Origin of the sequence: Nocardia sp. NPDC059764 (assembly GCF_042732555.1) — a bacterium.
Classification (GTDB): Bacteria; Actinomycetota; Actinomycetes; order Mycobacteriales; family Mycobacteriaceae; genus Nocardia.
In genome coordinates this window covers 1-12,196 of the sequence record NZ_JBHWHH010000203.1, presented here as the reverse complement: position 1 = coordinate 12,196, position 12,196 = coordinate 1, and the positions used below count along the sequence as shown (strand labels likewise).

10 protein-coding genes and 1 pseudogene are annotated in these 12,196 nt (G+C 69.0%); 7 read left to right on the top strand and 4 right to left on the bottom strand.

The window, feature by feature from the left end; all coding sequences use genetic code 11:
* From ACFV4K_RS30860 to ACFV4K_RS30845, 4 genes and pseudogenes are all read right to left on the bottom strand, one after another.
* A partial coding sequence (locus ACFV4K_RS30860) for a biotin carboxylase N-terminal domain-containing protein (protein ID WP_379279670.1) occupies positions 1-314 on the bottom strand: 314 nt, incomplete at its 3' end.
* A gap of 72 nt (positions 315-386) precedes the next feature.
* Positions 387-1,760: pseudogene (locus ACFV4K_RS30855) on the bottom strand (FAD-dependent oxidoreductase); the annotation flags it as partial.
* Positions 1,761-1,812: 52 nt separating this feature from the next.
* On the bottom strand, positions 1,813-3,270 hold the full coding sequence (locus tag ACFV4K_RS30850; protein WP_379279668.1) for a purine-cytosine permease family protein: 1,458 nt from the start codon (positions 3,268-3,270) through the stop codon (positions 1,813-1,815).
* A 225-nt stretch (positions 3,271-3,495) separates the two neighbouring features.
* On the bottom strand, positions 3,496-3,927 hold the full coding sequence (locus ACFV4K_RS30845) for a MarR family transcriptional regulator (protein WP_357090526.1): 432 nt from the start codon (positions 3,925-3,927) through the stop codon (positions 3,496-3,498).
* 134 nt (positions 3,928-4,061) lie between these two features.
* Here ACFV4K_RS30845 and ACFV4K_RS30840 point away from each other — a divergent pair, with 134 nt between their 5' ends.
* From ACFV4K_RS30840 to ACFV4K_RS30810, 7 genes are all read left to right on the top strand, one after another.
* Positions 4,062-5,135, top strand: a complete 1,074-nt coding sequence (locus tag ACFV4K_RS30840; protein ID WP_379279666.1) for an alkene reductase — start codon at positions 4,062-4,064, stop codon at positions 5,133-5,135.
* Between the two features lie 120 nt (positions 5,136-5,255).
* A complete protein-coding gene (locus ACFV4K_RS30835; RefSeq protein WP_379279665.1) occupies positions 5,256-6,179 on the top strand; it encodes a zinc-binding dehydrogenase in 924 nt (307 codons plus the stop codon).
* Positions 6,180-6,337: 158 nt separating this feature from the next.
* Entirely contained in the window at positions 6,338-7,651 is a 1,314-nt protein-coding gene (locus tag ACFV4K_RS30830; protein ID WP_379279663.1) for an FAD-dependent oxidoreductase, read from the top strand.
* A gap of 2 nt (positions 7,652-7,653) precedes the next feature.
* Positions 7,654-8,517, top strand: coding sequence for an alpha/beta fold hydrolase (locus ACFV4K_RS30825; RefSeq protein WP_379279662.1), 864 nt, complete (start codon positions 7,654-7,656; stop codon positions 8,515-8,517).
* Positions 8,514-10,046, top strand: a complete 1,533-nt coding sequence (locus ACFV4K_RS30820; RefSeq protein WP_379279661.1) for an aspartate aminotransferase family protein — start codon at positions 8,514-8,516, stop codon at positions 10,044-10,046. The genes ACFV4K_RS30825 and ACFV4K_RS30820 overlap by 4 nt, the downstream gene beginning before the upstream one ends.
* Positions 10,047-10,070: 24 nt before the next feature.
* The gene (locus tag ACFV4K_RS30815; protein ID WP_379279659.1) at positions 10,071-11,585 is read left to right on the top strand and encodes an FAD-binding oxidoreductase; all 1,515 of its coding nucleotides are present in this window, start codon (positions 10,071-10,073) and stop codon (positions 11,583-11,585) included.
* A 31-nt stretch (positions 11,586-11,616) separates the two neighbouring features.
* Positions 11,617-12,144 (top strand): ester cyclase, encoded by a 528-nt coding sequence (locus ACFV4K_RS30810; RefSeq protein ID WP_379100870.1) that lies wholly within the window; start codon positions 11,617-11,619, stop codon positions 12,142-12,144.
* Positions 12,145-12,196: the final 52 nt, after the last annotated feature.

Below are 12,196 nucleotides of genomic sequence, written 5' to 3'. Positions count from 1 at the left end.
TGACGGGCGGTGACCTTGTCACCCAGATCCCGGATCGACTGCGGCGACGGACCGATCCAGATCAAACCAGCATCGATCACAGCCTGCGCGAAATCCGCGTTCTCCGACAGGAACCCGTAACCCGGGTGGATCGCGTCCGCGCCGGCCTTCGCGGCGGCGTCGAGGATCTTGTCGAACACCAGATAGGACTCCGCCGAAGTCTGCCCGCCCAAGGCGAAGGCTTCGTCAGCGAGCTTCACGAACGGCGCATCGGCGTCGGGCTCGGCATACACCGCGACGCTGGAGATTCCGGCGTCCTTGGCGGCCCGGATCACGCGCACGGCGATCTCGCCTCGGTTGGCCACCAGGACCTTCGTGATTCGCGTGCTGGGCACAGCGGCTCCTGTCTTCTTGCCGGGTTCGGAGGCGGCCAGCATCTCGTCGCGCTCCACGACCTTGACGCGTTCGCGGCCCTGCGGTTCGCCGAGGGCGCGTTCGTGGGCGTCGAGGCGGTACCAGCCCGCCCAGGTCGTGAACGGGATGCCCTTGCGTTCCAGGAATTCGATGACGGCATCGGGGTCGGGCTGGGCGGCGGGGGTGAAGGCAGGGGCGTCGTCGAGCAGGCACGCGATGGTTTCGTTGGCGTCGCCCTTGGTGTGGCCGATGAGGCCGACGGGGCCGCGTTTGATCCAGCCGGTGACATAGGTGGCGGCGAGGCCGGGGATGCGGCCCGCGGTGTTGGGGACCGTGCCGCTGTCCTCGTCGAAGGGCAGGCCCGGAATCGGCTGGGAGAGATAGCCGACCGCGCGATAGACGGCCTGGATATCCCAATCACGGTATGCGCCGGTCGGTTTCACGTTCCCGGTGCCGTCGAGTGTGGTGCGTTCGGTCCGCAGACCGATGACCTTGCCGTTCTCGCCGAGGATCACCGACGGGTTCTCGAAGAAGTGCAGGAACAGCTTGTGCGGGCGGTCACCGACATCGCGAATGGCCCACTGCTCCAAGGTATTGCAGATCATGTCGACCTGCTTGGAGGTGCGGCGCGCGGCTTCGGAGCCCTCGTCGTAGTCGATGTCCTCGGGATCGACGATGACCTCGATGGTGGGGGAGTGGTCGAGTTCGCGCAGTTCGAGGGGCGTGAACTTGGCCTGGGCGGGACCGCGGCGGCCGAACACGTGCACTTCCAGCGCCCTATTGGCCTGCAAACCCTCATAGACGTTTGGCGGAATCTCCGTGGGCAGCAGCTCGTCCCCGGTCTTGGCCAGCACCCGCGCCACATCCAGCGCGACATTGCCGACCCCGAGCACCGCGACCTTTTCCGCCTCCAGCGGCCAGGTCCGCGGCACATCCGGATGCCCGTCGTACCAGGACACGAAGTCCGCCGCACCGTATGACCCGTCCAGGTCGACCCCCGGAACATCCAGTGCGCGATCGGCATTCGCCCCGGTGGAGAAGATGACCGCGTCGTAGAACTGACGCAGATCCTCCAGGGTGATGTCCACCCCGTAGTCGATATTGCCGAGCAGCCGCACCTGCTCCTTGTCGAGCACTTTGTGCAAGGCGGTGATGATCCCCTTGATCCGCGGGTGATCCGGCGCGACGCCGTACCGGATCAGCCCGAACGGCGCGGGCATCCGCTCGTAGAGGTCGATGCTCACCCCGTCGAACCCGGCGTGCCCATCGGATTTCATCAACGCGTCGGCGGCGTAGATCCCGGCCGGTCCCGCCCCCACGATCGCAATGCGTAGTGGGCGGATCGTTGCACTCTGTTCGGTAATCATGGTTCCCTTCACGACTTTTCGGTCACCGACAGGCGCCGCGACCGCCGGTTGTTCACGCGTCGATCTCGGCCGCCGCGATCCGCGAGCGGTAGAGGGTGCGGCTGAGCACCGCGTAGACGGTGGCCGCGACGGCCGGCCCGGCCAGCGCCGACAGGTCCGCGCCGCCCATGGCCGAGGCCACCGGCCCCTCCCACGAGGTGGTGTGGATGCACAGCCCCGCCGAGACGCCGCCGGCGATGATGGCCGTGACACCGGCGAGGTTGAAGCCCGCCGTGTACCACTGCGCGCTGCCGGGGTGTTCGTCGTTGAGCGACACCCCGTCATACCGGTTGCGGCGCAACACGATATCGGTCACGTAGATGGCGACCAGCGGGCCCAGCACCACGACGGTGAGTTCCAGCCACCGGCTCAGGGTCGCGAGGAAGTCCTCGGCGACGAACAGCGCGTAGAAGGTGATCGCGCCGCCGAGCACGCCGTCGATGAACACGGTCTGCGAGCGCCGCATCTTCACGCCGAGCCCCTGCAGGCACAGGCCGGACGAGTAGGTGGTGAGCACATTGGTGGTGATCGCGCCGACGACGATCACGGCCAGGAACACCGGGTAGAACCACCCGGGCAGGATGCCCTTCAACGAGGTCTGGGGATCGGTCATGTCGACGCTGGTCCCGGCGACGACGCCGATGACGCCCAGCGCGACCGCGGGCACGAAACCGCCCAGCGCGGTCCACCCCATCACCGCGCGCTTCGACACCGATTCGGGCAGGTAGCGCGCGTAGTCCGCGCCGACGGTCCACGACAGCGGCGCCGACGCGACCAGCGCGATCCCGACCAGCAGCGCCGACCACAGCGAGGACCCCGTGAGCGGCTGCGCGGGAACGTAATCGAACTTGGCGTGGCCGAACACGAAGACGCCCAGCAGCACACAGCAGAGCACCAGGGCCGCGGTGAAGAACGGGCTCAACCGCACGATCGTCGCGTGACCGTAGATGCTGATCGTGAAGGTCGCGACCGCCATGACCGCGACGATCACCAGCTTCACCGGCGTCGACACCGTCACGCCCAGGTGCCCGGCCAGCGCGAACGCCGCCAGCGAACCGAACGACAGGTTGATCGCCTCGTAGGAGATGGCGATCAACCAGTTGAGCCCCGCGCCGAACAGCCGGTTGCCGCGAATGCCGAACATGGAGCGCATGATCACCACGCTGGGCGTGCCCGCCGCCGGCCCGCTGACCGCGAGCGCGCCGACACCGAGCCAGAACAGGTTGCCCAGCACCACGACCGCCAGCGCCTGCCACAGCGACAGGCCGAGCAGCAGCGCCGTGCCGCCCAGCACGATGTAGATGTAGGCGACATTGGACGCCGCCCAGATGGTGAACAGCTCACGCGGCGTGCCGCGGCGCTCCTGCGGGGGGACGAAGTCGATGCCGCGAACCTCGATGTGCCCGAACGCATCCCCCGATGGTTCCGGTGCCGGTTCCCTGGTCGTGATGTCCTCTTGCTGACTGGTCACCGCGCGCCTCCGAATACCTTGTGCAGCTTCCGTATCCGACGTGTCCACGACACGTCCGCGGCGAAACTATCGCCGCGAGCGTCATCGCCCGGTCATCGCCGGGACATCAGGAAGCATTCGCGCAGGTCAGAGCGGTACGCGTGCGATCGTCACGCGTTGATCAGAGTGTTTGCCCACGGGTAGCGTTGGGCCGCAACGAGTTCGGTGAGTTCGCCGCCGGTGTGGTCACCGGGGCGGGGTGAGTGCTTTGCGGAGAAGGTCGGCCAGTTGCTGTTGTTCGTCGGGGGTCAGATTGGCGACCGCGCGGCGGGGGAAGTCGAAGGAGTCCTCGAACGCGTCGTTGACGGCTTCGCCCTCGGGGGTGCGCTGGATGCGCCGGAAGCGCCGGTCGGCGGGGTCGGGTTGGCGCAGGACCAGGGAGCGGGCCTCGAGCCGGGTGACGATCTGGGTGATGTTGGAGGCGTCGCAGCCGAGTTCCTCGGCCAGTTCGCCCATCCCGCGGGGTGTGCCGACCCGGCCGAGCACGCAGGCATGGGCCATGCTCATGCCCTGGTCACGGGCGGCATCCTCGAAGGCGTGGTTGTAGGCGTCCACGAATTCGAACATCACGCGCTCGACGTCGGTGGATGTGCTCACGGGACCTGCCGGTACTGCCATGCAGAAAATTCTAAGCCAAGACTTGACGAAGGTACTTGATTGGATAAATCACATGTGCCAGCATGGTGCTTGATCCAATCAAGTAACTGCGCGCACCAGTCCGGCGCGCGACTCGATCCAGCAAGGAGTACAAGGTGAGCACTCTGTTCGAGCAGGTCTCGATCGGCCGGTTGCAGCTGCCGAGCCGTCTGGTGATGGCGCCGATGACCCGCAACCGGGCCACCCTGGATGGGCTCGTCACCGAGCTCACCGCGGAGTACTACACGCAGCGCGCGAATGCCGGCCTGATCATCAGCGAGAGCATCCAGCCCAGCGTCATCGGCCAGGGCTACTTCCTGACCCCGGGCCTGCACAACGAGGCCCAGACCGAGGCCTGGCGCCAGGTCACCGACGCCGTGCACCAGGCGGGCGGCCGCATCATCGCGCAGCTGACCCACTGCGGCCGCATCGGCCACCCCATGCTGTACCCGGACAACGCGCTGCCGCTGGCCCCGTCCGCGGTGGTCTCCGGTGAGCAGCTGTTCACCCCCAACGGCATGATCGACCACCCGGAGCCCCGGGAGATGACCGCCGAGGACATCACCACCACCATCGCCGACTTCGTGGCCGCCGCGCGCAACGCCATCGCCGCCGGCTTCGACGGTGTCGAGGTCCACGGTGCGAACGGCTATCTGCTGCACCAGTTCCTGGCCGACAACACCAACCTGCGCACCGACAACTACGGCGGCTCGATCGCCAACCGCATCCGCTTCGTCACCGAGGTAGTGGCCGCGGTCGCCGAGGCCATCGGCGCCGACCGCACCGGTATCCGGCTCTCGCCCGGCAACCCGTTCAACCACATCGTCGAGGCCGACCCGGCCCCGCTGTACGTCGAGCTGCTCACCAAGCTGTCCGACCTGGACATCGCCTACGTGCACATCATGGAGGGCGGCGACCGCGAGCTGACCACCAAGCTGCGCGCGGCCTTCTCCAACAGCATCATCCTCAACCCGCACGCCACCCCCGAGGCCTTCCCCGCGACGGTCGACGCCGCCAAGGAAGCGCTGGAATCCGGTGTGGCGGACGCCGTCGCGCTGGCCACCCTGTGGCTGGCCAACCCCGACCTGGACGCCCGCATCAAGGCCGGCGGCCCCTTCAACACCCCCGACGAGGCCACCTTCTACGGCGGCGACCACGTCGGCTACACCGACTACCCGACCCTGGGCTGAGTCACCTTCTAACTGAATTCGCGACGGCCGCCCCGATTTCCGATCCCGGCCGGGACGGAATCGGGGCGGCCGTGCGCCCGGACCATATCCGCCGATCCCCTGAGAAGAGGAGCACTGAAGATGAAGGCACTCGTCCACGACCAGGCCGTCCCGCACATGCTGCGCCTGGGCGACGCGCCCGCCCCGACGCCGGGACCGTCGCAGGCGCTGATCGACGTCGCCGCGTTCTCGTTCAACTTCGGGGAGGTCGCCTTCCGGGTCCCCGACCTGCCGACCGGCACCATTCCGGGCTGGGACGCCGCCGGCACCGTCGTCGTCCCCGCGGCCGACGGCTCCGGTCCGCCCGCGGGCAGCCGCGTGGTGACCTTCGGCTGGGGCGGGGCATGGGCCGAGCAGCGCGCGGTCGACACCGCGGAGCTGGCCCTGGTGCCCGACACCCTGGATCTCGGTGCGACAGCGGCGCTTCCGGTCGCCGCGGTCACCGCCCTGCAGGCGATCCGGCGGCTCGGTGACATCGCCGGACGCCGGGTGCTGGTGACCGGCGCGTCCGGTGGCGTGGGACGGTTCGCGGTGCAGCTCGCGCATCTGGCCGGTGCGGAAGTCGTTGCCTCGGTGGGCAGTCCGGCCCGCGGCGCGGGTCTGGCCGAGCTGGGCGCGAGTGAGGTGATCCTCGGTCCCGCGGCCCTGCGCGGCCGGGTCTTCGGCGCGATCGACAATGTCGGCGGCCAGCAGCTGGCCGACGCCTATCTGCGGCTGGAGACCGGCGGCACGGTGGTGGCGGTCGGCAAGGCCTCCAAGCAGCCGACCCTCATCGACTTCGAGGAGGCGCGCATCCGGGTCGATCGCGCGCGGATCGAGACCTTCGTCATCGGCACCCCGCTCGGCGGCGAGCTCGCCGAACTGGTCGGCCTGGCCGAGCGCGGGACGCTGGATCTGGCCATCGGCTGGCGCGGTGACTGGACCGACTACCTGCGCGCCGCCGACGCCCTGGTGAGCCGCCGTGTCCCCGGCAAGGCGGTGCTCGACGTGCGCCGCGCGGACTGAGCCGGACCCTCGAAAAGCCGCTCGTACCAGCACTATTCGTGCCCAGTGTCTCGACGATGACCGATCGGTGAGCCGCCCGTGGATACGTTCACCCCGTGGCCGCGCGCGAACGGGCGGAGAGCCACTGGCACGAGCGGTACGAGCAGAGGAGACAGGCCATGACCACCCGAGAGAACCGCGCCGTCGTATTGGGGGGTGGGCTCGCCGGTTTGTTCGCCACCCGCGTGCTCGCCGAGAAGTACGAGCGGGTAACCCTTGTCGACCGGGACCACCTGACCGGTCCGAACCTGCTGCGGCGCGGCCTGCCGCAGGGCCACCACCTGCACGGTCTGCTCTCGCGCGGCCAGCAGATCGCCGAGGAGCTGTTCCCCGGCCTGACCGACAAGATGGTCGCCGACGGCGCGGCCATCGGTGACGCGTCCAAGGACGTGCGCTGGATCATCAACGGCAAGAAGCTGGTTCAGGTCGACTCGGGCCTGGTCTGCCTGACCGCCAGCCGCCCGTTCTTCGAGGGCCACATCCGTGAGCGGGTGCTGGCGCTGCCGAACGTGGAGTTGGCCGAGCAGTCCGACATCAGCCGCCTCGAGGTGGTCGAGGACGGCAAGCGGATCGCCGGTGTGTGGGTGTTCCCGGAGAACTCGCACGAGACCCTGATCCCCGCTGACCTGGTGGTGGACGCCTCGGGTCGCGGTTCGCGCGCCTCGGTGTGGCTCGACGACCTCGAGTTCGGCCGCGTCGAGGAGGAGAAGCACAAGATCGGCATGGGGTACGCCACCCGGTACTACCGCATCCCGGACGAGGCCTTCGGCGACGACATCTCGATCAACACCGTCGCCTCGGCCGGTGTGCCGCGCGGCTGCATCTGCCAGAAGATCGACGGCGGCCGTGCCATCGTGACCGCCTACGGCATCCTCGGCGACCACCCGCCGACCGATCCCGAGGGCTTCCTGGCCTTCATCAAGACCCTGGCCGCGCCGGACATCTACGAGACGCTGCAGCAGGCCGTGCCGCTCAACGACCCGGTCGCCTACAAGTTCCCCACCAACCTGCGCCGCCACTACCAGCGCATGACCGCCTTCCCGGCCGGCTTCCTGGTGATCGGTGACGCGGTGGCCAGCTTCAACCCCAGCTACGCGCAGGGCATGACGGTCGCCGCCATGGGTTCGGCAGTGCTGCGCAAGCACGTTCAGGCCGAGGGTGAGATCGACCCGCTGGCCTACTTCCGCGATCTGGCCGCCGAGGCCATCGACGGCTGCTGGGACATGGCGATCGGCGCCGACCTGAGCTACCCCGAGGTCCAGGGTGAGCGCACCCCGGAGATCCTCGAGGCGCACGCCTTCATCGCCAAGGTCCAGGACGCGGCCGCCCGCGACGGCGACGTGTCGCGCGCCTACCAGCGCGTCATCGGCTTGGCCGATCCCGCCACGGTGCTGCATGAGCCGGCCCTCGAAGCCAAGATCTTCGCGGAGTAGTCATGACAGTGGAACGAATCAGCCTGGGCGAGTTCACCTTCGACGTCGACGTCGCCGGTCCCGCCGACGGCCCCGCCGTGCTCCTGCTGCACGGCTTCCCGCACAGCCGCGAGTCCTGGAACGACGTGGCGCCCATCCTGCACGCGGCCGGGCTGCGCACCATCGCCCCGGATCAGCGCGGGTACTCCGACCGCGCGCGGCCGGCCGAGGTCGCCGACTACGCGCTGCCGAACCTGGTGGCCGACGCGCTCGGCATCCTGGACGCGCTGGGCGTCGAGTCCGCGCACGTGGTCGGTCACGACTGGGGCGCCGCGGTCGCGTGGTATCTCGGTGCGCGCCACCCGGATCGGGTGCGCAGCCTGGTCGCGCTGGCCATCCCGCACTTGGACGCCTACCAGCACGCCTACCGGGTCGACGAGGAGCAGCAGCACAGCTCGCAGTATGTCGAGTTCCTCATGTCGGCCGACTCGGGCGCGCAGTTCCTCGCCGACGACGCCGCCCAGCTGTGGGCGTGGTTCGCTCAGGCCGGGGAGGGCGTGCTGACCCCGGAACAGGTGAGCCGCTACGTCACCAAGCACAGCGACCCGGCCGTGCTCGAGGCCGCGCTGAACTGGTACCGCGCCAACAACCTGCTCGGTGAGCCGTTCGGCTTCGGCCCGGTGACCGTTCCGACGACCTTCGTCTGGAGCGTCACCGACACCGCCGTCAGCAAGCTCGCGGTCACCGAGACCGCCCAGCACGTGACCGGCCCGTACCGGCTGGTCACGCTGGAGAAGACCTCGCACTGGCAGCCGCAGCAGGCGCCGGAAACCGTTGCGGGAGAGATCTTGAACCTGGTGCGCGCCGGAGAGGTCCAGAGCCGATGACCACGATCGAGAACGCACAGGACTACGCCGAACCGTATCTGCTCGGGGTGCTGGCCACGGCCGGACTCGATGTCGAGTACACCCGCGGTGAGGCCGACACCCTGTACTACCGCAAGGACGGTCAGGAGACCGCCGTCCTCGACTTCGTCGGCGGTTACGGCTCGACGCTGCTCGGGCACAGCAATCCCGAGCTGATCGAGCACGCCCGCGAACTGCTGGCCGCGCAGACGCCGATCCACGCCCAGTTCTCGCGCCACTCGTACGCCAATCGCGTGGTGTCCCAGCTGAATTCGATCATCCGGCGGGAGCTGGACGACGACGAGAACTACTTCGCGATCTTCGCCAACAGCGGTGCGGAGGCCATCGAGGCCGCCATGAAGCACGCCGAGTTCGAACGTTTCGCGCGGATCGCCGGGCTGCGGGCCGAACTCGAGGCCAATGTCGAGGCCGCGCGCGCCGCCGTCGCGGACGGGCGGGCGTCGGGCGACATCGAGGCCCTGGTGGCCGCGGCGACCGCGCACAACGACGCGGTGTTCGCGAGCACGCCGCTGTTCCTGAGCCCCGTCGGATCCTTCCACGGCAAGCTCGCGGGCAGCGTCCAGCTCACCTACAACCCGATCTACCGGTCGGTGTTCTCGGCGCTGGCCGCTCAGGCCCGGTTCGTCCCGATGGACCAGCCCGGCGCGCTCGACGAGATCGTCGCCGCCGAGCGGCGCGACCTGCACGACCTGGAGATCGCCGACGGCCGGGTGCGGGTGGCGCCGCGGTCGTTCCCGGTGTTCTGCGCCCTGGTGCTGGAACCGATCCTGGGCGAGGGCGGCATCCACGAGGTGCCGGTGGAATTCGCCAAGGACGTCAACCGGGTCGCCGCCGACCTCGGCATCCCGGTGGTCGTCGACGAGATCCAGTCCGGCATGGGCCGGACCGGCGCGTTCCTGTCCAGCAGCCACCTGGGTCTGCGCGGCGACTACTACGCCATGGCCAAGAGCCTGGGCGGCGGCATCGCCAAAGCCGCGGTGCTGCTGGTGCGCGAGTCGCGGTACCTGCGCGACTTCGAGATGATGCACAGCTCGACCTTCGCCAAGGACAGCTTCTCCTGCCTGATGGCGGAGAAGGTGCTCGGCATGCTCGAGGCGAACGACGGCGAGGTGTATCGCACGGCGGCGCAACGGGGTTCGGAACTGCTGACCGCGCTGCGCGGGCTGCGGGATGAGTTCCCGACCGTGATCGCGGACGTGCGCGGCCGGGGCCTGATGGCAGGACTGGAGTTCGCGAACCTGGCCGAGGCGGACTCGCAGGTGCTGCGGGAACTCGACGGCAGTGGCTTCTTCGGCTACTACGTGTCGGGTTTCCTGTTGCGCGAGCACAACATTCGCACCTTCCCCACCTCGAGCGCGGTCTACACGCTGCGGTTCGAGCCGTCGGTCCACCTCACCACGTCCGACATCGAACGGCTGATCGTCGCCCTGCGCGACGTGTGCCTCGAGATTCGCGACGCGGAGGGCGCCCGCCTGGCGCCGATCGCCTGAACGGACAGAAGGAGAGACACCCCCATGAGCGAAACCTTCGACGTCGAACGGGTGACGGCGGACGACGAGCGCTACGGCGTGCTCGCGGCCAGCTTCAACGGCCGATGGAGTGGCGCGCCCGAGTACGTGCTGCTGCCCAAGACGGCCGACGAGGCCGTGGCGGCGGTGCAGCACGTGCTCGATCGAGGCGTGCGGTTCGCGCTGCAGAGCAGTGGCGCGTGCTACGAGGACCTGATCGTCAACCCCGACATCCAGGTCATCATCAGTGCGTCGCAACTGAATTCGGTCGAGTACGACGCCGAGCTGTCCGCGTTCGCGGTGGGCCCCGGCGTCAGCACCGCCGACCTGTACCAGAAGCTGTACGACGGCTGGCATGTCACCGTCCCGGCCGGGATCGGTCCGCCGGTCGCGCTGGGCGGGCAGATGACGAACGCGGGCTACGGTCCGCTGTCGCGTCAGTTCGGGCATCTCGTCGACTACCTCGAGGCCGTCGAGGTCGTCGTCGCGGACTCCGACGGCAAGGCCCGCAAGGTCGTGGCGACCCGGCGGGCCGACGACCCGAACCGGGACCTGTGGTGGGCCCACACCGGCGGCGGTGGCGGCACCTACGGGCTGGCCACCAAGTTCTGGCTGCGCGCGCCCGGCGCGACGGGCGCCGAACCGGCCGACCAGTTGCCCTCGGCTCCAAGGGAACTGATCGTCTCCGAGGTGGTCTGGTCCTGGGATCAGCTGACCGAGGACGCCTTCGGCAAGCTGCTCACCACCTTCACCGCCTGGCACGAGAAGCACGCGGGCGTCGACTCGCCGTACGTGAATCTGTTCAGCGCGCTCAAGCCGCGGCACATCTCGGCCGGTGAGTTCCTGATGTCCTCGCAGATCGACGCGGCCACCCCGGACGCCGACCGGCTGCTCGACGAGTTCCTGGCCGCCATGGCCGAGGGCGCCGGCATCACCTACCGGGTCGACGCGCGCAAGCGGGTCGAGTGGATCTCCCACGTCACCGCGTGGGCGGATCTGGGCGGCGACGGCTGGGAAGGCAAGGGGCGCTTCAAGGCCAAGTCGGCCTACCTGCGCACCGCGCTGCCCGCCGACCAGGTGGCGGCGCTGTATCGCAACCTCACCGATCCGGCGTTCGACAACCCCGCCACCCTGGTGGAGATCGCCGGGTACGGCGGCCACGTCAACACCGTCGAGGCCGCGGAAACCGCGTCCCCGCAGCGGGATTCGATCATCAAGATGCTCTACATCGTGATGTGGGCGACGCCGGAGGAGGACGCGGCCCAGCTGGCCTGGCTGCGCCGCTTCTACGCCGACGTCTACGCCGCGACCGGTGGCGTGCCGGGACGGGGCGGCGCCAACGACGGCGCGGTCCTGAACTACACCGACACCGATCCGCTGGACCCGGCGCTGCACACCGCGCCGATTCCGTGGCAGGAGCTGTACTTCGGCGCCGCCCTGCCGCGCCTGCGGGAGATCAAGGCGACGTGGGATCCGCGCGGCCACTTCACCCACGCCCTGGCCGTTCGCGGCGACAACTGATCGCACTACCGGATCACCCTGGAGGCATCCGATGACATCGCTCGAGAAGATCGAGTACTTCGACGACCGCTACCGCAAGGCCCGCGCCGGGCTGGGCGGCGCGCTGCCCGACGCCGACACCATCGGCGACTTCATGGGCGCGTGGTACAAGGCGGTCAACTCCGCCGACATCGACGCGCAGCTGGCCATGTGCACCGACGACATCCTGGTCGAGGACCCGGCCATGTTCGGCCGGTTCAGCAAGGGGCACGACGACTTCCGCCTCTTCGCCCAGATCACCTACAAGGCGTTCCCGGACATGCGGTTCGAGGCCACCGGCGCGCCGCTGGTGTCCCTGGACGGCAACCGCATCGTGGTGCCCTGGCACGGCACGGGCACCCTGTCCGGCGGCATCTCCGGCTGGCCGCCGGAGCACCCGGAGGAGCCGGTCGCGGCCACCGGGCGCACGTTCGATCTGGAGGGCATGGACACCTACGAGTTCCGTGACGGCCTGATCAGCTACTGGCGCATCAGCTACGACAACTTCGAGATGTCGCAGCAGCTGGGCCTGATGGGCTGACACTCCTCCTGATCGGTTCGCGCCGGGCGCCGGGTACCCCTCCCCGGTGCCC